The organism is Halothiobacillus sp. (genome assembly GCF_027346185.1).
In the GTDB taxonomy this organism is placed as follows: domain Bacteria; phylum Pseudomonadota; class Gammaproteobacteria; order Halothiobacillales; family Halothiobacillaceae; genus Halothiobacillus.
This window is the reverse complement of the sequence record NZ_DAIESY010000005.1, coordinates 21857-43934: the sequence shown is the minus strand read 5'-3', so window position 1 is coordinate 43934 and position 22078 is coordinate 21857. Positions and strand designations below refer to the sequence as shown.

Below are 22078 nucleotides of genomic sequence, written 5' to 3'. Positions count from 1 at the left end.
ATGAACATTTTTTCGATCACGCCGTCCTTGACCAGCATGGAATAACGCCAGGAACGCTTGCCGAACCCCAGGTTTTCCTTGTCGACCAGCATGCCCATGCCTTCGCTGAATTCGCCGTTGCCGTCGGGAATGAACCGGATGTTCTCGGCCTTTTGATCCGCCGCCCACTCGTTCATGACGAAGGTGTCATTGACCGACAAACAAAGAATTTCATCCACGCCGTGTTTGAAGAACACCGGCGCCAACTCATTGAAACGCGGCACGTGGCTCGAAGAGCAGGTCGGCGTGAACGCACCCGGCAGAGAAAACACTGCCACGGTTTTGCCCTTGAACAGATCGTCGGTGGTGACATCGACCCATTGATTGTTTTCGCGCATACGGAATGTGACTTGGGGTACGCGTTGGCCTTCACGGTTTTCGAGCATAACGATCTCCTTAACAATTGATTACTGAACAACAATGCAATGATCTGACTTGCAAATCATTGAACTTTGATGACAATAACCCAACAAGTCATACGGTCAAAATTGAATGTTTGGATAAATTTGATAGAAATAAACTATCAAAACCAATTCCTCGCCTCAATCTATGCAAAATGTGCCGGAATCGATTCAGCCGCCCACAGCGACTCAACCGGCTCACGGGCGCGAATCAAGCTCGCGCCGTGCTCATCGACCAATACTTCCGCCGCCCGGCCGCGTGTGTTGTAGTTCGAGGCCATGGAAAAACCATAGGCTCCCGCGCCCAGAACGGCAATCAAATCGCCTTGCGCGAGTGCCAGATGACGACCATGGCCCAGAAAATCACCGGTTTCACACACCGGCCCCACGATTTCCCAGTCGCGCGCTGGCGTCGTTGCATCGGGCTTGACCGCTGCAATCGCCATGATGCTGCCATAAAGCGCCGGTCGCATGAGATCGTTCATCGCGGCATCGACAATCGCAAACGATTTTCCATCGGACGGATGCGGCTTGAGATACTCGACGCGGCTGAGCAACACCCCAGAGGGGCCCACCAGAAATCGCCCAGGCTCCAGCATCAAGGGCAGGTGGCGCGCAATGGGGTGCCGATCGACGACCGATGTGATGGCATCCACCCAATCGGCAGCGGATGGAGGGCGTTCATCGGTATAACGAATACCCAAACCACCGCCTAAATCAAGGTGCGCCAACTCGATCCCCTCCAGCAGGAGCGTATCCAGCAGCGCGAGCACACGCCGGGCCGCATCGGCAAAGGGCAATACATCGGTGAGCTGCGAACCGATATGGCAATCGATCCCGACCGCTTTAAGATTCGGATCGCGCGCGATATGGCGATACAAAGCGGGCGCCTGCTCGATGGGCACGCCGAATTTGTTGTCCTTCAAACCGGTTGAAATGTACGGATGCGTTTTGGCATCCACATCGGGATTCACCCGCAACGAAACAGGGGCGACGACACCGAGCGCAGCCGCCACTTCACTGATTCGAACCAACTCCGCCTCGGACTCGACATTCAGGCAACCGATTCCTGCGCGCAAAGCCTGCTCGATTTCATCACGGGTTTTGCCGACGCCCGAAAATACGATTTTTTCCGGAGCGCCGCCTGCTGTGAGCACGCGTGCCAGCTCTCCGCCGGACACAATATCGAAACCCGAGCCCAATCGCGCCAGCAAGGCGAGAATGGCCAGGTTGCCGTTGGCCTTCACGGCATAACAAATCCGGTGCGGACGGTCGCCGAACGCGGTCGTCAGCTCGGTGTAGGCTCGCTCAATGGCCGGGCGGGAATAAACATAGGTCGGCGTACCAAAGTCGATTGCCACTTGGTCGAGCGCGTACCCTTCCAGACATAAAGTTTGGTCAGCACCTTGGGTCAGATGGTCGTAGGGTAACGCAGTCATATCATGGTTTACCTGCGGTTTGAGAGGCCGTCGACGCGGGCGCATCCGATGGCATGACCAAGGGGCCTTTTTGGCCGCAGGCGGTCAGAAAAAGACAGAAAAAGCTAATCACCAGTGGCCATGTATATGGGCTGGCTTTGGCGTAAAAGCGGTAGTGATTCATAAAAAAGGGCTACTCGATAATGACCAAATCGGGAGTTCAGTTGGAAGTGTGCCGATGCCCGTGTTTTTTGTCCATGCTGCCAGAACCCTCTGCATAAACGCAGAGAGCTCTTAGAGCCGGTAAATCCCCCCTCCCCCCCTTTTTCAAAGGGGGGTGAATCCGTTGTTTTTCGGGTAAGTGCAGACCCTTTTTGTAACAAGGGGTGAAGCGCACTTAATTTTGCAAGAGCGCCTCCCCCTTTGTAAAAGGGGGAACGAGGGGGATTTACGAGGACTCCGTGGGTGCGAATTCCCTGGCTCAAACCAGATCGAATCGATCCAGATTCATGACCTTGGTCCAGGCGGCCACGAAGTCATTCCTGAATTTTTCCTCGCCATCTGCACTGCCATAGACTTCCGCCAGCGCCCGCAGCTCTGAGTTTGAACCGAACACCAGATCCACCCGGCTGCCCGTCCATTTGAGCTGACCGGTTTGGCGATCCCGCCCTTCGAACAGATTCTCGTCATCGGATTTGGCCGCCCAGGCCGTACCCATGTCCAGCAGATTGACAAAGAAATCATTGCTGAGCGTTTCTGGGCGCCCGGTGAACACACCGTGATCAGTGTGATCGGCATTGGTGTTCAATACGCGCATGCCACCGACGAGCACAGTCATCTGCGCAGGCGTTAAAGTAAGCAACTGCGCCTTGTCGACCAGCAATTCTTCTGCGGAAACCGTGTATTTGCCTTTCTCGAAATTGCGGAACCCATCGGCAATCGGTTCAAGCACGGAAAACGCCTCGATGTCGGTTTGTTCCTGCGTGGCGTCCATCCGGCCGGGTGTGAACGGAACCGTCACCGGGTGTCCGGCCTTTTGCGCAGCTAACTCGATACCCACACCACCGGCCAACACGATCAAATCCGCCAATGAAACCCGCTTGTCCCCTGCCTGGCTCTGGTTGAACCGCTCCATGATGCCTTCGAGCACGCCAAGCACATAGGCCAACTGCGCGGGTTGATTGGCTTCCCAATCCTTCTGGGGCGCGAGCCGAATCCGCGAACCATTGGCGCCACCGCGCATGTCCGAGCCACGGAAGGTCGAAGCAGAAGCCCAGGCTGTCGTGACCAGTTCACCGATACCCAGCCCGCTGTTGGCGATGCGGTTCTTCAGGAAGTCGATATCACCGTCATCAATCAAGGCATGGTTCAGCTCGGGGACTGGGTCTTGCCAGATCAGTTCCTCTTGCGGCACGTCCGGGCCGAGATAACGGCTACGCGGCCCCATGTCCCGATGCGTGAGCTTGAACCAGGCACGCGCAAAAGCATCGGCAAACTCATCCGGGTTTTCATGAAAATGGCGGGAAATCGGCTCGTAAATCGGGTCCATGCGCAGCGACATGTCCGCTGTGGTCATGATGATCGGTCGCTTCTGGCTGGCATCTTCCGCCGCCGGGGCCTGATTGTGCTCGTTGGCTTCTTTGGGCGTCCATTGCCAGGCGCCGGCCGGACTTTTGGTCAGCACCCACTCGTTACCGAACAAGACGTCGAAATAACTCATGTCCCATGTTGTCGGCGTCGGCGTCCACGCACCTTCCAGCCCGCTGCCGATCTGATCGCCGCCCTTGCCGCTGCGGAAACTGCTTTTCCAGCCCAGGCCCTGCTCGGCAAGACCGGCGGCTTCCGGCTCCGGCCCGACATGGGCGGCATCACCGGCTCCATGACATTTGCCGAAGGTGTGCCCCCCGGCGGTCAGGGCCACGGTTTCGTAATCGTTCATCGCCATGCGCGCGAACGTCTCGCGCACGTCGCGGCCGGAGGCGATTGGATCAGGCTGGCCATCCGGCCCTTCGGGATTCACATAGATCAGGCCCATCTGCACGGCTGCCAGCGGGTTTTCCAGCTCACGGTCGCCACGGTAACGGCTCTGCGGGTTATCGCTGGTCGCCAGCCACTCGCTTTCCGCGCCCCAGTAAATATCTTTTTCCGGTTCCCAGATATCTTCCCGTCCACCGGCGAAACCGAAGGTTTTGAAGCCCATGGATTCGAGCGCGACATTGCCCGTCAAGATAATCAGATCGGCCCAGGAGATTTTCCGGCCGTATTTTTGTTTGATCGGCCAAAGCAGGCGGCGGGCTTTGTCGAGGTTGACGTTATCGGGCCAACTGTTGAGCGGCGCAAAGCGTTGATTGCCCGTACCCGCGCCACCACGCCCATCGCCTGTGCGGTACGTGCCGGCACTGTGCCAGGCCATACGGATAAAAAAGGGACCATAATGACCGTAATCCGCCGGCCACCAGTCTTGCGAATCGGTCATCAGCGCATGCAGGTCGGCTTTGACGGCAGCCAAATCCAGTGTTTTGAATTCTTCCGCGTAGTTGAAATCAGCGTCCAGGGGGCTGGATTTGCTGCCGTGTTGACGCAACACATCCAGATTCAGGCGATTGGGCCACCAGTCTCGAACGGTTTTACTGGCGCTGGGCGCATGATGAAAGGGGCATTGGCTTTGTGTCATGGTGTCTGTCCTCGGGTGGTTTTTATGTTCGCCTCTTGTTGTACCGCCACCAGTTCAATCAAGCCAATTAATTTTTTCGCTTGATTTGATAGTTTTTATCAATCATTTGCCTGCTGCAATACGCAAAAGAAAAAACCGTCCGAGCCCTGAATGTCCGGCCGAATCCGCGCCATTCCTTCCTCCACAGTTAGTGCATGCGTCATCCGCGTGGGGAGTTCGGCTACGCGCCAATCAGGATGGCGCACCAAAAAGGACACGATCTGCATTTCATTTTCTTCACGCCACAAGCTGCACGTGGCGTAAATCAGCAAGCCATCGGCTTTCGTCAACCGCACACCATCATCGAGTAGTTGCGCCTGCGTGGCGCACAAGGCATCCAGATCAGCCGGAATCTGACGCAGCTCGGGATGACGGCGCCACGTGCCCGAACCCGAGCACGGCGCGTCGATAAGTACCCGATCAAACGGCCCGCGTCGATGCAACTCAGGATCGGCACTGTCCGCAATGGGCTGACACTCGATGTTGAGCCAACCCGCCCGTTCACTGCGTTCCGGCAAGCGCGCCAATCGTTCGGCTTCGGTATCGCAAGCCAAGACACTGCCCCGTTCGCCCACGGTCTCGGCGAGGCCGAGCGACTTGCCGCCGGCACCGGCACACAGATCCAACACATGCTGCCCTGATTGCGCCTGACATGCTTCGACAATCCACTGACTGCCCGCATCCTGAATTTCAAACGCACCGGCGTGATACGCATCCAAGGACGTGAGCGGCTTGTTGTCATTCAGCCTCAGGCCATTGGGCAACTCAGGGATTGGCATACTCTCCAGACCCGATGCGAGCAGCGTTTCTGCCAGTGCGCGGGGTTCGGCTTTAGCCGAATTGACTCGAATATCCACCGGCGCCCTCGCCAGAAGTGCTTTCGCAACCGCCACCGCATCGTTGCCAAAGGCCGCTTCCAACCGTGCCATATCCTCATCACGCAAACCAAAGCGCACCGCCGGGCTGCTGCGGGCGATCTGCTCGACCATCTCTCCCTGCGGTCTGGCAACCACGCCCGTCAAATCGGCCAAAGTCGCATCCAGCAATCCGGCCAGATGAACCGCCATGCCCACGCGTGGCAGCGCCGAACCCACCACACCGGGCGGCATGCCCAGTAATTCATCCAATAGTCGCCAGTGCCGCAGGACAAAAAACACCAGGGTTTGCAGTTGCGCCCGGTCGCGTTTGCCCATTTGTCGCTCGGCACGAAAGCAATGCTGCAATGCGCGATCACTCGGTACGCCATCAGACAAAATCACATCGAGAACGGCGGCTGCACGCTGAATCTGCTGCGGGAATACGCGTGTCACCGGCAATTCCGGCTTGGGTAATTTGAAACTTTGATCTGGCATGGTGGCCTTCATTGAATGAGTAATGGTTGTGTGGATCAGGGCGCGCCTGCGCGTTCGGCAGGACCTGGACAAATGCTAATATGGCCATAGGGAACCTCTGATTGAATCCCTCGTGCTACGCGAAGCTGGCGAAGCCCGCCGAGTTGCTGATCCAAAAGCCGCAAAACGAGGCAGAGGCCGCAGGTCGTAGTTTACGCTACGATGCCAAGGCCGATAACGAAGTGTTACGGCCCATGTTGGATGGATAAGGGGCGGCAACCCGCATGGGACGGGCTTTTGAGGGCGATTCGCCGTGTTGCGCCTTGCGACTCATCCCTCAAAAGCCCGTCTCGGCCACGAAGGATTCAATCAGAGGTTCCCTAGCATCCAGTCGAACGACAGGCTGCCAGCACCATGACCCAGGAACAAGGAACGAATGAAGCACTCACCCGTCGCATTGAATTTTGAGGAATCCGGAGGCGGATTGCCCGTCATCATTATGCACGGTTTGTTCGGCTCTCTGGCGAATTGGCGCGGCGTGGCCCGCAATCTGGCGGATACCTACCGGGTCATCAATATTGATCTGCGAAATCATGGCCGCTCACCCTGGGCAGACGATCTGAGTTATAAAGCCATGGCCGCAGATGTGCTGGCCCTCATGGATCGACTGGGTCTTGAGCGCGCCAAACTGCTTGGTCACTCACTCGGCGGCAAACTGGCCATGGTACTGGCGGATCAAGCCCCGGAGCGTTTTACCCGGCTGGTAGTCGTTGACATCGCCCCCAAAGCCTATCCCGCCTGGCACGAAGATGTCTTCGCCGGGTTACGAGCGGTCGATCTGAATCACCTGACCTCACGAGAACAAGCGCGAAGCCAAATGGGCCAATTCATCTTCGACCCGGAAGTTCGCGCCTTCCTTGCAGCCAATCTCAGTCATAACACACAGACCGGGCAACGCGCATGGCGCTGGCGTTTCAACCTGGATATATTGCAGCAGTTCTACACCGAAACTTCACAAATGCCCGAGCTTCAGGGATTTTTCTGTGGCCCCGCTCTATTCGTCCGTGGCGCAGGCTCTGCCTATATCGAGCCGGATGATCGTTCGATCATCATCCGGGACTTTCCCGGCGGCTGCCTACACACCCTCAAGCAAGCCAGGCACTGGCCACATGTCGAAGACCCGCAGGGCTTCATGAGCGCCATACGACACTTTTTTATTCACGGCTGCGAAGGAATCGATAAAACTTCTTGAAATCAATTTGTTACCAAATAACGACATGAAGTTCACTTCACCATTTACTCCATGGCCGCCATGCACAATAAAGTGGATTTCACTCTCCACTTTTACACGCAGAGGCTTGAGAAATCTGACCTCAAATTCGAGCAAGCCTAGCCTAGCGCCATTCCTCAGTAGGAAAATTCCTACAAACTAAATCGCAAAATCTGACGGAACTCTGCTCAATTCCCACTATGACCCGTCACATTCCTTCGGCATGATGCAGAAGTGTTCAAAACACAGCGGGTAGGAAGCCCCATAGCCCTGATCAATGATTGATCAAGGTGCTTACCAGAAAGGATTCGATACTGCCCACGGAAGGGTCAACGAAGGTACTCAGGAAAACCGGGGGCACGGATGCGCCCCGGACGTCACATCAGGACGATAGGACCTCAGCCCAGGATGGGCTATCCCAAGGAAGAATCACAAGGATGGCAGGACTCGGAACCGAATGGAATCGGCACCCAGGGATGACCCAAGGATGATCACCAGGGATGTTAACCAGGGACAAATTCACAGGATGACTGACCAGGACAACCGGCAAGGAAAGTCCGGCATGGACGAATCAGATTCAGGACAGAACCGTCGCTCAGGACGAGCGCCATGAGATAGGAATGCTCTGCTTGATCGAAACTCGTGCATATGAGTTCATTCGCCCACGGAAGGGCTGTGCTTTTCCACCAAAAACCCATGACGGGGGAAATCAGGATCGAACCGCAGGATTGGTTCCGGGCCACAGGATGGCCTTTTCTCACGCAAGCCGCAAAACCAGCGCACTTTCCTTAAAACGTATTTCTCATCGGTCTTTTTTGAACCGATTGCTGCCGGCTATCGCCCCCTGATAGACTGCGCGCGCCATGCAAACCAAGCTGTTCGATTACGCACTCCCATCAGAACTCATCGCACGACGCCCTATCGAGCCACGCGAAGATGCGCGCCTGCTCGTTCTCGAAAATGAACACACACCCAACGACCTCAGAGAATGCCGTATTGCCGATTTCCCCAGTTTGCTTGAACCGGGCGACCTGCTGATCCTCAACAATACACGCGTCATTCCTGCCCGCGTATTCGGTCACAAGGCCAGTGGCGGCAAGATTGAGGTACTGATCGAACGGCTTCAGGATGCGTTTAGCGCCTGGTGTCATATTCGGGCCAGCAAATCGCCACCGCCCGGTACGCAGCTTGATATGGATGGACAGGCCACACTCACGGTCAAGGATCGCGACAATGCTCTGTTTCTCGTCGAGCTCACACCAGACCCACTCAATTCGGACTTGCTGACCTGGCTCAATCGTGCCGGTCATATGCCACTGCCGCCCTACATCGAGCGAGCGGACGACGCGCAGGATCGCCACGACTACCAAACCGTCTTCGCCGCCCACGATGGCGCCGTTGCCGCGCCAACGGCCAGCCTTCATCTGACCGAAGCCTTGCTCGAACGGATCGCCGCCAAGGGCGTAAAGACGGCCTTCGTGACCCTGCATGTCGGTGCGGGCACCTTTCAGCCGGTTCGCGTCGACAACATTCAAGAGCACACCATGCACAGCGAATGGCTGAATGTACCGGAGGAAACGGTGGCTGCCATTGACGCCGCGCGCGAACGAGGTGGACGCGTTGTTTGCGTGGGCACCACGGCCCTGCGCGCCATCGAGACGGCAGCGAGGGCAAACCCCAAAGCCGCTGCCCAGCGCCGGATCGGCACCTATCAGGGCGATACCCGCCTCTTTCTCTATCCGGGACAGCCGGTATATGTGGTCGACGCCCTGCTCACCAACTTCCATCTCCCTCAATCCACCCTACTGATGCTGGTCAGCGCTTTGGCTGGTCGGGAACGCATTCTGGCGGCCTATGAGCACGCCATTCGCGCCGGTTTTCGTTTTTTCAGCTATGGTGACGCCATGTTCATTCCTGTCCATCATCCGATAGCGCCCGCGGGCGCGGAACAGTCACATGCAATTTGACCTCATCCACACCGATGGCGACGCACGGCGCGGCCAGATTCGCTTTGCGCGCGGGCACATCGAAACACCTGCCTTCATGCCCGTCGGCACCTATGGCACGGTCAAAGCCGTCGATCCGCTGGAAATCGAAGCACTGGGCGCTGAGATTATTCTTGGCAACACCTTTCATTTGATGCTCCGCCCAGGCACCGACGTCATTCGCGCCCATGGCGACCTGCATGATTTCATGGGCTGGAACAAACCGATCCTGACGGACTCCGGTGGTTTTCAGGTGTTTTCTTTGGCCGAAATGCGCAAGATCACCGAGGAAGGCGCGCGGTTCCAATCACCGGTTGATGGCTCGCCTGTCATGCTGACTCCCGAGCGCTCCATGCAGATTCAGCACGAACTGGGCTCGGATATCGTCATGATTTTCGACGAATGCACGCCCTACCCGGCCACGGAAATTCAGGCAGCGGAATCCATGCGTCTGTCGCTGCGTTGGGCTGCGCGTTCGCGCGCGGCGTTCGACACCTTAAAGCCCGACAACACCGATACCGCCTTGTTCGGCATCGTTCAGGGCGGCATGTATCCAGTGCTGCGGCGCGAATCGGCGATAGGTTTGCTGAACATCGGATTCGACGGCTATGCCATTGGCGGCCTTTCCGTCGGTGAACCGCTGGATGAACGCAATCACGTGCTGGAGGCCACAACCCACTTGCTGCCCAACGACAAACCCCGCTACCTGATGGGCGTGGGCAAGCCCGAAGATCTGGTCGAGTCCGTGGCCCGTGGCGTGGACATGTTCGACTGCGTGATGCCCACACGCAACGCGCGCAATGCCCACCTGTTCACCCGGTACGGCGACATCAAACTGCGCAATGCCCGTTACGTCAGCGACACCCGCCCGCTCGACGAAACCTGCACCTGCACCACCTGTCAGCGTTACTCGCGTGCCTATCTGAAACACCTCGACAAATGCAAGGAAGTGCTGGGCGCACGACTCAACACTATTCATAACCTGCATTACTACCAAACCCTCATGCGGGAAATCCGCGCGGCCATTGAAAGCAATACATTCGAATCATTCCGGGCGAAGTTCCACGCCGATCGAGCACGGGGAATTGACGAGTAAAATCAGCCCACTGCCCAAGGAAACTCTACACGAATCCATCCATGGCTTCGCGGGCTTGCGCCAGCTACGCGTTCACGCCCGGCCCGAGCTCCGCATTTCAATGACTTTCGTCATTGTGCGGCAGAGCATCCATGCCCTGCACGGGAAGGTCTGCATTTGTACAGACCTTCCCTAAAATGCAGGGAACTTGATCATGCTGTGGCATACTAATATGCGTTTTTTCGCGGAGCCGATACCCCGGCATCCATTGTTCGAACTCATTTTCAAAAGATGTAAGGAATTCTGAGCCATGTTTTTTATTTCCGACGCCCTGGCAGAAGCCGCACCGGCCGCCGCACAGCAACCCAATATGATTGCGACCTTCCTGCCCTTGATCCTGATCTTCGGGGTGATGTACTTCCTGCTCATCCGGCCTCAGGTCAAGCGCCAGAAAGAGCTGAAAAAGCTGGTTGAGTCCATCGAAAAAGGCGATGAAATCATCACCAACGGCGGCCTGCTGGGGCGGGTTGTCAAAGTGACCGACGCCTTTTTGATCGTTGAAGTGGCCGATGGCATGACGATTGTGGTTCAGCGCGGCGCGGTCAGTTCCGTCATGCCCAAAGGCACGCTCAAGGATACCCGCGAAGCCTGATGAGTGGTGGCGCTCAAACCGCGCTGCACGTACCAACATCCGTGAAAAGTCTTTACGGACTCGTTGTTGGGCATATTTCCCTGGATTTTCCAGGGCTTATTTTTCGGACTCATTCATGAAGGATGGGCCCTTGTTCGAGCCCCTTCGGGGCTGATTCAATACAGGCGTTCACGATGAATCGTTATCCGTGGTGGAAAAACCTGCTGATTATCCTGGTCGTTTTACTGGGCATTTTCTTCGCATTACCCAATATATACGGTGAGAGTCCGGCGCTGCAAATCTCCAAGCGCAATGCCGTGATGGATCAGGCAGCCGTTGATAAAGCGGTGGCCGCCCTCAAGGCGGCCAATATTCCCATCAAGAGTGCGCGTCTCGAAGACAAGGACGGGCTGATCCAGTTCTCCTCGACCGATGCGCAGCTCAAGGCAGTCAACATTGTGCGTGAAGCCTTGGGTGACGACTATCCCGTCGCGCTCAACCTCGCCCCATCAGCTCCACGCTGGATGCAGAACCTGGGCGCGAAGCCCATGTATCTGGGGCTCGATTTGCGTGGCGGCGTGCACTTTTTGATGCAGATCGACATGCAGGCCGCGATCAAGACCGCGCTGGAACGTCGTGTCGATGGTATGCGCGGAGATCTTCGACGGGCGAACATCCGTTATGTGGCCGCCGATGTCGAGAATGACGATGAAATTGCCCTGCGATTCCCGGACGCCACGGCGCGTGATGCCGCCCTCAAATCCGTGGCGGGCAATTACCCTGAACTCAAGTTCAGCACCGAAGAGCGCAACGGCGAACCCTACCTGACAGCCAAGTTTACCGACGTCGGAGCAACTGCCGAACGCAAGGCGGCCGTGGAGCAGAACATCACCACCTTGCGCAACCGCGTCAACGAACTCGGTGTAGCCGAACCGCTCATCCAGCAGCAGGGTGATGACCGGATCGTGGTCGAACTGCCCGGCATTCAGGATACGGTTCGTGCCAAAGAGATCATTGGTGCCACCGCGACGCTGGAATTCCGCCTCGTGTCCGGCACGCCCACCGACTGGGTCGATGCCGAGCAGAGCGGCCGCGTACCGCCAGATGCCCGGCTGTATCATGAAAAGGATGGCCGTCCGGTTCTGCTCAAGCGCCAGGTCATCGTGACCGGCGACCGCATCACCGGCGCCTCGTCCGGCTTTGACCAGCGCTCCGGCTCGCCGGCCGTGTTCGTGAATCTGGATGGCCAAGGCGCGCGACGCATGGCCGAGATCACCGGTCAGAACATCGGCAAACAGATGGGGGTTGTATTCATTGAACACCGTACCGAAACCAAAATGGTTGATGGCAAACCGGTCAAAGACAAGAAAATCATCGAACAGGTGATTAACGTCGCCACCATCCAGGACCAGCTCGCCAACCGCTTCCAGATCACCGGACTCGATTCCCCCAACGAGGCGCGCGACCTGGCCCTGCTACTTCGTGCCGGCGCTCTGCGTGCGCCAATGGACATCGTGGAAGAGCGCACCGTCGGCCCGAGCCTGGGTGCGCAGAACATCCAGTCTGGCGTCAATGCCTCAATCTTAGGCTTTGCGCTGGTCGCCGTATTCATGCTGATTTACTACCGCGTATTCGGCGTGACCGCGGTGGTTGCCCTCGGAGTCAACCTGATCCTGATTGTTGCCGTGCTCTCGCTGCTGCAGGCCACGCTGACCCTGCCGGGGATTGCGGGCATGGTGCTGACGCTCGGGATCGCGGTGGATGCCAATGTGCTGATCAACGAACGTATCCGGGAAGAACTGCGCAATGGCCTGACGCCACAAGCCGCCATCAAGGCGGGATACGAGCGCGCCTTCGCCACCATTATCGATTCCCACGTCACTACCCTGCTGGCCGCCATCGTGCTGTTTGCTCTGGGTGCGGGCGCGGTGAAAGGCTTTGCCGTCACCCTGACCATCGGGATTCTCGCCTCGCTCTTTACCGCGATCATGGTCACGCGGGCATTGGTGAACCTGATCTATGGCCGCCGGGCGCGCCTGACCAAAATCTCCATTTAATGGCTCCTAAAACCGAGAATAGTGATGTTTAACTTATTTCCCTACAACGCCCGGTTCGATTTTTTCGGCAAGCGCAAATATGCCTACGCCATCTCTGCCCTGCTGCTGGTTGCCGCCATCGTGTCGCTCGCCACGCGCGGCATCAATATGGGGCTCGATTTCACGGGTGGTATTGTCCTTGAAGTCGGTTATTCGAAAACGGCTGATCTGGATGCGATCCGTGCCGATTTGAAGAAAAACAATTTCAAGGAAGCCGTGGTGCAATATTTCGGCTCCAGTGAAACCGTGATGATCCGTCTGCCCCCCGCCAAGGGCCAGAATCAGAACCAGCTGGCCGATCAAGTGCTGTCCGCGCTCAAGCAGCAGGATGAAGGCGCGACCATGCGCCGGGTCGAATTCGTCGGTCCGGCGGTGGGCAAGGAGCTGTTCAATTCCGGCGGTCTGGCCATGATCGTGGTGTTAAGCGGCTTGCTGATCTTTGTCAGTCTGCGTTATCAGATCAAGATGGCAACAGGCGCCGTTCTCACGCTGAGCCATGACCTGATCATGGTCTTCGGCTTCATCAGCATCACCGGCATTGAGTTCAACCTCACCGTACTGGCGGCCTATCTCGCTCTTGCGGGCTACTCGATCAACGACATGATCGTGGTGTTCGACCGGATGCGGGAAAACTTCCGCAAAATCCGCAAAGGCAGCGAGATCGAAATCATGAATATTTCAGTCAACCAAACGATGTCGCGCACGGTGATGACCGCCGTCACGACCTTCCTCTCGGTGCTGGCGCTCTACATCTTCGGTGGCGAGGCCCTGCATGGCTTCTCTCTAACCTTGCTGGTCGGGATTGTGCTCGGCACCTTCTCCTCGATCTATGTCGCCTCCAGCCTATCGCTGGATTTGGGCCTCAAGCGCAAGGATCTGCTGAAACTGACCGACAAGGAAAAGCTGGTTGATACCGCACCCTGAGCTTTCACCGAATAGAACCCACAAAAAAGCCAGGCATTTGCCTGGTTTTTTTCATGCTGGCCACCACACACCGCGGCCGCCATCGGAAGCGATCAGAGCAGACTTTGAGAAATCGCCTTGAGCATGGCATGAGTGATCTTCGGGTTGGCCGCGATCAGATTGCCATTGGTCATGAATTCTTCTTTGCCGGAAAAATCCACCACGACACCACCGGCCTCACGCACCATCAATACGCCTGCGGCAATGTCCCAAGGTTTCAAACCAAACTCCCAGTAACCATCCATACGCCCCGCAGCAACGTAGGCCAAATCCAGCGCTGCCGAACCAGCGCGACGAATACCCGACAACGGGCCGTGCAGGGCGCGGAAGGTTTTGAGATAGGTGTCCAGATCCTGCTCGGGACGGAACGGAAAGCCTGTGCCCAGCAAAGCGCCTTCCAAATTGCGCAAACCGGCCACTCGAATACGTCGATTGTTCAAAAACGCACCGCCACCGCGCTCGGCTGTGTACAGCTCCTGGTTGCTGGGGTTATAAATCACCCCCAACTCGATACGCCCCTGATATTCCAGGGCGATCGAAACGGAGTAATGCGGCAGGCTATGCAGGAAATTGGTCGTACCATCCAGCGGATCAATGATCCAGCGATAGGCGCTGTCTGGCTGACCGGAATCGCCTGATTCCTCACCGAGAAACTGGTGATCGGGATAAGCGCGTTTGAGGATGTCGATAATCGTATGTTCCGCCTGACGATCGACCTCACTCACAAAATCGTTGCGTTGCTTGCTCTCAATGGTGAGATCGGCAACATGATCGGTAGCACGGGAAATCACGGTTCCGGCGGCACGAGCGGCACGCACCGCCATAGTCAGCATAGGATGGGGCATAATGTTCAGTCAGTTCGGTCAAAGTGAGCAGCCCAAGCGGCAGCAGAAAATTCAGAACTGCGCATTATACCCGTGAAAAGGGACACACTTCGGAAAAATTATTGACCTATGACGTCATCGTCCGCTATCCACCACGCCTCATCACCAGACGCGCGCGCCGACCGCATTCAAATCGTCTTGTGCGGCACTTCACATACGGGCAACCTCGGCGCTGTCGCCCGCGCCATGAAGAACATGGGCTTGCACCGGCTGGTTCTGGTTTCCCCCAAAGCGACCATCGATGATCAGGCGATGGCCACGGCAAAACACGCCGCAGACATCCTGAACACGGCCAGACAAGTTGACAATCTGCCTGACGCACTCGCAGATTCGGTGGAAGTCTGGGCCACAACAGCCCGCCCGCGCGATTTGCACCTGCCCGTCTTATCGGCCCGCGCCGCCGCCGAAGTCATCGCCGCCACCCCATCGACCGGGATGATCAGTATCGTCTTCGGGGCGGAGCGCACGGGACTCACCAATCAGGAGCTCTCATGGGCGCAACGGATCATAGAAATACCCGCCAACCCGGACTACCCTGTATTGAACCTCGGACAAGCCGTTCAGATCGTCGCCTACGAGTGGCGCATGGCGCATGAAACAGCCAGAAGTTCGCCCCAGACCGAAATCGAGAATCTGGCCACCTCGGTGGAATGGGCCGCATTCGAGCAACGATTGGCCGAACAGCTCGACCGCACATCGTTCTTTCATCGCACCGGCAGCGCCGAAAAAGATATTGCCGCTAACCGGGAGCGGCTCATGGCCCGCCTGCGCGTGCTGTGCCGCCGGGCAAACCCGACCCGAAACGAACTGGCCGTGATGCAGGGCATGCTGCGCGCCCTGACGGAATCGACGACACCCCAATCAGGAGCGAACATATGACACTTTGGCAGCGTTTTCGCGAGGATATCGACAGCGTCTTCGAACGCGATCCGGCCGCGCGCAGCCGCTGGGAAATCGCGCTCTGCTACCCCGGTATCCACGCGATCTGTTGGCACCGATTGGCGCACCGGCTTTGGAATTGGCGACTTCGCCTGTTGCCGCGGATCGTCGCCAACATAGCGCGCTGGCTGACCGGCATTGAAATCCACCCCGCGGCCAAGATAGGCCGGCGGTTTTTCATCGATCACGGCATGGGTGTCGTTATCGGTGAAACGGCTGAAATCGGCGACGACTGCACCCTCTACCACGGCGTCACCTTGGGCGGCACGCAATGGGAAGCCGGCAAACGCCACCCGACGCTCGGCAACGGCGTGGTTGTCGGGGCGGGGGCCAAGGTGCTTGGGCCCATCACGCTGGGTGATGGCGTTCGCGTGGGCAGTAATGCCGTCGTGCTGAAGGATGCACCGACCGGTGCCACCCTGGTCGGTATCCCCGCCCGCATCGTCGGCCAAAGCCCAAAAATCAGTGAACAGCAGGCGCGCATCGCCGAACGCTTGGGTTTCGATGCCTATGGCGTGGCGCAGGACATGCCCGATCCCGTGGCTGAAGTCATCGATCGCCTGCTCAGTCATGTGCAAGCGGCGGACGAACGCGCGACTCTTCTTGCCGGTCGCATCCGCGCATTACAAATACATGTCGGCATGAAAGCTGATGACTCCGCCACAGCAGAAGAACCTCCCTTGCCCAGCTTGGCTGGCTGCCATCTGACCAACGGAACCAAAGCCGTTGGCTGCCCGCCCGATACGGATGGTGAACCGGCACCACAAAGAGAAAAACAGACACTCTGAAGGTTGACTGTGCCGCGCCGATAGAGATCGTCAATACCGGTAACGGCAATGGGCGTCATTTGGTGCTTGTGTTCACGGACGACTTAACCAAGAATTAACCTCGGGAATTGTAGGGCTAACCGATCCTAGACCCCCCCTGGTAAATGGATCACAAGACCTAAGCGCAAAACAGCAGGATTAACACATGAGACTCACCACCAAAGGCCGCTACGCAGTGACCGCAATGCTGGATCTGGCCCTGCACGATCACGGCGACCCCACGGCACTGGCCGACATCGCAGACCGCCAAGAGCTTTCTCTATCATACCTCGAGCAACTGTTCGCACAATTACGCCGGGCAGGACTGGTCAAAAGTGTGCGCGGTCCGGGCGGCGGCTATCAACTCACGCGTCCTTCAACCGAAATCAATGTGGCAGAAATCGTCATCGCAGTGGATGAAGATGTGGACGTCACCCGTTGCGGCGGCCGGGGCGACTGCCAGCACGGCCACAAATGCCTGGCGCACGATTTATGGATGGGTCTGTCCGAACAGATCCGCAACTTTTTGACCGGTATCCATCTCGCCGACCTTCTCAACAACCCTGACCTGATCGGCGTCGCCATGCAGCAGGATCGTGCACTGCATGAATCGCGCGAACGCGATGGGGCTGGGCACCTGCGCGGCGCAGGCCTGCGACACAAGGGTTAAACCCGCACCGTTGCCTTTTATTTTGACCGGGCACTGGCCCGGTCATGGATTGTTGCCGCGCTTGGCGGTAAACTCTTGCCTCCTTGATTTTCTGTCATTTTTTCCATTTAACTTGTAACTTTTCCCAGGAGAAACCTTGTGGCCGTAGAACGCACCCTGTCGATTATCAAACCCGATGCCGTCGCTAAAAATGTGATCGGCAAAATCATCAGCCGTTTTGAACACGCTGGCTTGGCTGTTGTGGCCGCGCGCATGATGCAACTTTCCCGCGAGCAGGCAGAAGGCTTCTACGCGGTTCACCGTGAGCGTCCCTTCTTCGGCGAACTGGTCAGCTTCATGATTTCCGGCCCGGTATTCGTGCAGGTTCTCGAAGGCGAGAACGCCATCGCCAAGAACCGCGACCTGATGGGCGCGACCGATCCGAAGAAAGCGGCCCCAGGTACGATTCGTGCGGATTTCGCCGATTCCATCGACGCCAATGCCGTTCATGGCTCAGACAGCGCCGAGAACGCCGCCATTGAAATCGACTACTTCTTCAAGCCAGAAGAAGTCACCTCGCGCGCTTGATCGCCAAACGAAAGGTCTCTACCCGTGCCGCTTAACGCAAACACGACCGTTTCGAATCCGACCTTGGCAACATCCGGGCACAATGCCAGCCAGATCGGGGCTCCGGGCCGCAAAATCAATCTCCTGGGGCTGACGCCTCAGCAGTTGAAGGACTGGTTCGTCGAACTGGGCGAAAAGCCCTTTCGCGCAACCCAACTCCTCAAATGGGTACACCAGCGACGGGTAGATAACTTTGACGATATGACGGATCTGGCCAAGAGCCTGCGCGACAAGCTCAAGGAACTGGCCTGCATCCGCGCACCGGCCATCCGACTGGATCAACAATCCAGCGATGGCACGCGCAAATTTCTGCTTGAATTGGATGGCGGCGGCTCGGTCGAGATGGTGTACATCCCGGAAGACGACCGCGCCACCTTATGTATTTCCTCACAGGTTGGCTGTTCGCTGGCCTGCACGTTCTGCTCCACGGGCCGACAAGGTTTCAACCGCAATCTCACCACGGCTGAAATCGTCGGTCAGCTCTGGCTCGCGGAACGAATGATCGACCGGGCGGTCAACCACAATCGCGCCATCAGCAATGTCGTGTTCATGGGCATGGGCGAGCCCCTGCTCAACTTCGAATCGGTGGTTGATGCGGCCACGATCATGCTCGACGATAACGCCTATGGTCTGTCGCGGAGACGAGTAACGATCTCCACTTCGGGCATTATCCCGGCGATTGATCGGCTGGCCGAACGCCTGCCGGTGGCACTGGCGATTTCGCTACATGCGCCGAACGACGGTCTGCGTGATGTACTGGTGCCAATCAACCAGAAGTACCCGCTCAAAGATCTGATGGCCGCATGCGATCGTTACGCCAAGGTCGTACCGCACGGCGCCATCATTTATGAATACGTGATGCTCGAAGGTGTAAACGACGAACCCGAGCATGCAGAAGAGATGATCCGTTGGCTCGCGCCACGCAAGGATGCCGTCAAGGTGAACCTGATTCCCTTCAACCCATTTCCAAGTTCGGGATACAAGCGTTCGTCACGCAACCGCATCGAACGGTTCCGCGCATTGCTGAAGGCGGCAGGCATCAACACCGTGCCCCGCAAGACGCGCGGCGACGACATTGATGCGGCCTGCGGCCAGCTGGTCGGAGAATTTGAAGATAAGGCGCGGCGCCAGGAACGGCTCGCGCACATGGGTCTGGAACAGATCAGGGTCACCTCGGAGAATCATTGATGAATCAGCGCACGCACGCCCTCAACTTTTGCTCGTCGCTTTACATGCTGCGCGCTGCGCTCGTGGCGACCACCCTGGCCCTGCTCGTCGGTTGCGCGAGCATGAACAGCACCCCGCCGGAAAACAATGGCATGCCAGCCATCCAGACCAACAATCAACGCGCCGCCCAGATCAATACCGAACTTGGCGTCGGTTACATGAACGAAGGACACATGGATGTGGCCGTCGAGAAAATCAAGAAAGCGATTTACTACGATAATGACTTCGCACCGGCGCATCATGCCTACGCGCTCATGCTTGATCGCCTGGGCGAGAAAGAAAAGGCCGCCAGAGAGTTCGAAAAAGCCTACTCGCTTGATTCAAACAATTCCGATCTCGACAACAATTACGCCACATTCCTGTGCGGACAGAAGGAATACAGCAAAGCTCAGTCCCTATTTGCCCGCGCCTACGGGGATCCCCTCTACAAAACCCCTGAATTCGCGCTGACCAACTCAGGCGTCTGTTATGAAACCGAGGGCAAGCCGGATCAGGCCATCAGTCAGTATGACGCCGCACTGGTCAAACAGCCCGGATATGGCCCCGCACTGATCGGCAAGGCGCGGGTATATTACGAACAGAAAAAATACGCCGCAGCCGCCAATGCAATAAAAGTGTTTGAGGCCAACAACCGCAATACGCCCGACACACTGCAACTGGCCATCCGGATTGACCGCGCCACTGGCGATCAGTCCGCCCTTGCAAACCACGTCCTGATTCTCAAAGGCCGTTTCCCGGGGTCGGCTGCAGCTAAATGGTATGACAGCGGAGCGAAATAATGAGTGAAGGTCCGATCAAAAATCACGAATCCAGCCTACCGACACTCGGGCTGAAACAGCAAGCCACCGAGGCGACCACGTCATTCGATGTGGCCGCAGGCAAAAGTCTCGGCGCGTTGATTCGGGAGGCCCGAACCGCCAAGGGTCTGAGTGCCGCCGATCTGGCCCAATCGCTGAATCTGGATCTCAAAATTGTCGAGCGACTGGAAGCCGACCAGTTCGAAGGCGCACCGGAGCCCATCTATGTACGCGCCTATCTCAAACACTGGGCGGGGCTCATCGGAGCGGATCCTCAGGTTTGGTTGCAGGCCTATCAACTGCAACATGGCGGCAGCGTTGCGCCAACCAAAATTGGTGTCACGGCACCCATAGAGGTCATGACGGCCCACAAAACCGGCCATTCCGTCCATTCTGCCAATCAAAGCAAAATGGGACGCAGCATTTTGCGCTTGCTGCTGACATTGGTTGCCTTGGCCGTATTGCTGACTGTGATCGCCATTGCCTTGCCTAGTGTGTGGCAGAAAGGGCTCAGCATGCTTTCAGGGAAACATGAACAGACACTCCTCACACACAATAGTGGAGCGTCCGATAGCACCGTCAGTTTACCCGTCCAGCCCCTGCCTGAGCTCAATTCACCCGCAGTACCCTCCAAGGCTGTGACGGAAACCACGACCACCAACGTAGCCCCTCCCCCGCCCCCCATGACAACCCCATCGGCAAACCCGATAACGCCTGATGCAGCAAGCACAGCGCCAGGCGGTACGCCGACACCGAGACCGGTGACGCCGAGTGGAACAGAACCCACGACACCGGATGCAACGCCCGCAGACGGGGCACCGCCAGCACCCGCCGGTGTGACGCCAACGGAACAAACTGCGCCCGCCGCCGCGCCAAACACGAATCTGGTCATCAAGGTCGATTCGGCCGATTGCTGGGTTGAAGTGCGCGACGCGGCAGGCAAACGACTGGTGTACGACGTCCTCAAGAAAGGGGAAGAAAAAACCGTTCCTGGCGCCGGGCCATTCACCATCACACTTGGCAACCCCAGCGCAGTCACGGTGCTTTGGAAGGGAGAGCCAGTCAAACTGGGCGGCCCCAACAGCGCCACGGGTGTGATCCGCACCACGGTTGGTGGCTCATGAGCCACGTCGCTTCGCCGACGATTCGCCGACTATCCCGCAAGATATTCGTCGGCAATGTGCCGATTGGTGGTGATGCGCCGGTGGCCGTGCAAAGCATGACCAATACCGAAACCTGTGATGTGGCGGCCACTGTCGCCCAGATTCAGGCCTTGCAGAAAGCCGGGGCCGATCTGGTGCGTGTATCCGTTCCCAGCATGGAGGCCGCCGAAGCCTTTGGCGCAATCCGCAAGCAGGTCAACCTTCCGCTCGTTACCGACATCCATTTCGATTACCGCATCGCCTTGCGCGTGGCCGAACTGGGCGCGGATTGCCTGCGGATCAACCCCGGCAACATCGGTCGGGAAGATCGCGTTCGCGCCGTGATCGATTGCGCGCGCGACAAAGGTATTCCGCTGCGTATCGGCGTCAATGCCGGTTCGCTGGAAAAAGACCTGCAACAGAAATACGGTGAGCCCACCCCGGAAGCGATGGTCGAATCGGCCATGCGCCACATCGATATTCTCGATCGACTCGATTACCCCGATTTCAAGGTATCGCTCAAGGCATCCGATGTCTGGATGACCGTGCTCGCCTACCGTCAACTGGCCGGGCAAATCGAACAACCGCTGCATCTGGGCATTACCGAAGCCGGTGGGCTGCGTTCCGGAGCCGTCAAATCGGCGGTGGGGCTTGGCATGTTGCTGGCCGAGGGCATTGGCGACACGATCCGCATCTCGCTGGCTGCTGATCCGGTCGAAGAAATCAAGGTGGGTTGGGATATTCTCAAATCCCTGCGCCTGCGTAACCGCGGCATCAACCTCATCGCCTGCCCCTCCTGCTCCCGGCAGGAGTTCGATGTCATCAAGGCCGTCAATGCACTGGAAGGCCGGATTGAAGACATCGACACCGCGATGGATGTCGCCGTCATCGGCTGCGTGGTCAACGGGCCGGGCGAAGCGCGCGAAGCGGCCATTGGCCTGACCGGCGGGCAACCCAATCTGTTGTATATCAATGGCAAACCGGCGGGGAAACTGACCGAAGCGGAACTGGTCGATGGTGTGGAGCGCGCAATCCGTGAACGGATCGCCGCCAACAAGGTCGCGGAATCCAACCCTACCTAACTT

General features: G+C 57.6%; 21 protein-coding genes. 15 read left to right on the top strand and 6 right to left on the bottom strand.

What is annotated here, in order from left to right; genetic code table 11:
* The 5 genes from M7R55_RS00570 to M7R55_RS00555 all read right to left on the bottom strand — a co-directional run.
* On the bottom strand, positions 1–425 hold a 425-nt coding region (locus M7R55_RS00570), incomplete at its 3' end, for a peroxiredoxin (protein WP_298217561.1).
* A 161-nt stretch (positions 426–586) separates the two neighbouring features.
* Positions 587–1879 carry a diaminopimelate decarboxylase gene (gene lysA / locus M7R55_RS00565; RefSeq protein WP_298217559.1) on the bottom strand — a complete coding sequence of 431 codons (1293 nt, stop codon included), beginning with the start codon at positions 1877–1879 and terminating at the stop codon, positions 587–589.
* A gap of 1 nt (position 1880) precedes the next feature.
* Positions 1881–2042 carry a lipoprotein gene (locus M7R55_RS12190; protein ID WP_366881105.1) on the bottom strand — a complete coding sequence of 54 codons (162 nt, stop codon included), beginning with the start codon at positions 2040–2042 and terminating at the stop codon, positions 1881–1883.
* 297 nt (positions 2043–2339) lie between these two features.
* Positions 2340–4532 carry a catalase/peroxidase HPI gene (gene katG, locus M7R55_RS00560; protein ID WP_298217557.1) on the bottom strand — a complete coding sequence of 731 codons (2193 nt, stop codon included), beginning with the start codon at positions 4530–4532 and terminating at the stop codon, positions 2340–2342.
* Between the two features lie 98 nt (positions 4533–4630).
* Positions 4631–5923, bottom strand: a complete 1293-nt coding sequence (locus tag M7R55_RS00555; RefSeq protein ID WP_298217555.1) for an RsmB/NOP family class I SAM-dependent RNA methyltransferase — start codon at positions 5921–5923, stop codon at positions 4631–4633.
* 101 nt (positions 5924–6024) lie between these two features.
* Here M7R55_RS00555 and M7R55_RS00550 point away from each other — a divergent pair, with 101 nt between their 5' ends.
* The 7 genes from M7R55_RS00550 (at position 6025) to secF (ending at position 13883) form a co-directional block, all read left to right on the top strand.
* The gene (locus tag M7R55_RS00550; RefSeq protein ID WP_298217554.1) at positions 6025–6171 is read left to right on the top strand and encodes a hypothetical protein; all 147 of its coding nucleotides are present in this window, start codon (positions 6025–6027) and stop codon (positions 6169–6171) included.
* A 167-nt stretch (positions 6172–6338) separates the two neighbouring features.
* Positions 6339–7154, top strand: coding sequence for an alpha/beta fold hydrolase (locus M7R55_RS00545; protein ID WP_298217552.1), 816 nt, complete (start codon positions 6339–6341; stop codon positions 7152–7154).
* 881 nt (positions 7155–8035) lie between these two features.
* On the top strand, positions 8036–9139 hold the full coding sequence (queA, locus tag M7R55_RS00540) for a tRNA preQ1(34) S-adenosylmethionine ribosyltransferase-isomerase QueA (protein ID WP_298217550.1): 1104 nt from the start codon (positions 8036–8038) through the stop codon (positions 9137–9139).
* The gene (gene tgt / locus M7R55_RS00535) at positions 9129–10253 is read left to right on the top strand and encodes a tRNA guanosine(34) transglycosylase Tgt (RefSeq protein WP_298217548.1); all 1125 of its coding nucleotides are present in this window, start codon (positions 9129–9131) and stop codon (positions 10251–10253) included. Before queA ends, tgt begins: the two co-directional genes overlap by 11 nt.
* Before the next feature lie 289 nt (positions 10254–10542).
* Complete coding sequence (gene yajC, locus M7R55_RS00530; protein WP_298217546.1) at positions 10543–10884, top strand: preprotein translocase subunit YajC; 342 nt, start codon at positions 10543–10545, stop codon at positions 10882–10884.
* Positions 10885–11057: 173 nt separating this feature from the next.
* Positions 11058–12920, top strand: a complete 1863-nt coding sequence (secD, locus tag M7R55_RS00525) for a protein translocase subunit SecD (RefSeq protein ID WP_298217544.1) — start codon at positions 11058–11060, stop codon at positions 12918–12920.
* Between the two features lie 24 nt (positions 12921–12944).
* A complete protein-coding gene (gene secF, locus M7R55_RS00520; protein WP_298217543.1) occupies positions 12945–13883 on the top strand; it encodes a protein translocase subunit SecF in 939 nt (312 codons plus the stop codon).
* Positions 13884–13975: 92 nt separating this feature from the next.
* Here secF and M7R55_RS00515 read toward each other — a convergent pair whose 3' ends face one another.
* The gene (locus tag M7R55_RS00515) at positions 13976–14767 is read right to left on the bottom strand and encodes an inositol monophosphatase family protein (RefSeq protein ID WP_298217541.1); all 792 of its coding nucleotides are present in this window, start codon (positions 14765–14767) and stop codon (positions 13976–13978) included.
* Positions 14768–14875: 108 nt separating this feature from the next.
* On the opposite strand from M7R55_RS00515, the gene M7R55_RS00510 reads away from it, so the two are divergent.
* The 8 genes from M7R55_RS00510 to ispG all read left to right on the top strand — a co-directional run bounded on the left by M7R55_RS00510 (position 14876) and on the right by ispG (position 22075).
* Positions 14876–15685: an RNA methyltransferase gene (locus tag M7R55_RS00510; protein WP_298217539.1), complete on the top strand. Its 810-nt coding sequence runs from the start codon at positions 14876–14878 to the stop codon at positions 15683–15685.
* Complete coding sequence (gene cysE / locus M7R55_RS00505) at positions 15682–16533, top strand: serine O-acetyltransferase (RefSeq protein WP_298217537.1); 852 nt, start codon at positions 15682–15684, stop codon at positions 16531–16533. The genes M7R55_RS00510 and cysE overlap by 4 nt, the downstream gene beginning before the upstream one ends.
* A gap of 184 nt (positions 16534–16717) precedes the next feature.
* Positions 16718–17221, top strand: coding sequence for an Rrf2 family transcriptional regulator (locus M7R55_RS00500; protein ID WP_298217534.1), 504 nt, complete (start codon positions 16718–16720; stop codon positions 17219–17221).
* 138 nt (positions 17222–17359) lie between these two features.
* Entirely contained in the window at positions 17360–17788 is a 429-nt protein-coding gene (ndk, locus tag M7R55_RS00495; RefSeq protein WP_298217532.1) for a nucleoside-diphosphate kinase, read from the top strand.
* Positions 17789–17851: 63 nt separating this feature from the next.
* Entirely contained in the window at positions 17852–19015 is a 1164-nt protein-coding gene (gene rlmN, locus M7R55_RS00490; protein WP_366881106.1) for a 23S rRNA (adenine(2503)-C(2))-methyltransferase RlmN, read from the top strand.
* Positions 19015–19833, top strand: a complete 819-nt coding sequence (pilW, locus tag M7R55_RS00485) for a type IV pilus biogenesis/stability protein PilW (RefSeq protein WP_298217531.1) — start codon at positions 19015–19017, stop codon at positions 19831–19833. The genes rlmN and pilW overlap by 1 nt, the downstream gene beginning before the upstream one ends.
* Positions 19833–20975 (top strand): RodZ domain-containing protein, encoded by a 1143-nt coding sequence (locus tag M7R55_RS00480; RefSeq protein ID WP_298217529.1) that lies wholly within the window; start codon positions 19833–19835, stop codon positions 20973–20975. Before pilW ends, M7R55_RS00480 begins: the two co-directional genes overlap by 1 nt.
* Positions 20972–22075, top strand: coding sequence for a flavodoxin-dependent (E)-4-hydroxy-3-methylbut-2-enyl-diphosphate synthase (gene ispG, locus M7R55_RS00475; protein WP_298217527.1), 1104 nt, complete (start codon positions 20972–20974; stop codon positions 22073–22075). The genes M7R55_RS00480 and ispG overlap by 4 nt, the downstream gene beginning before the upstream one ends.
* Positions 22076–22078 lie beyond the last annotated feature (3 nt).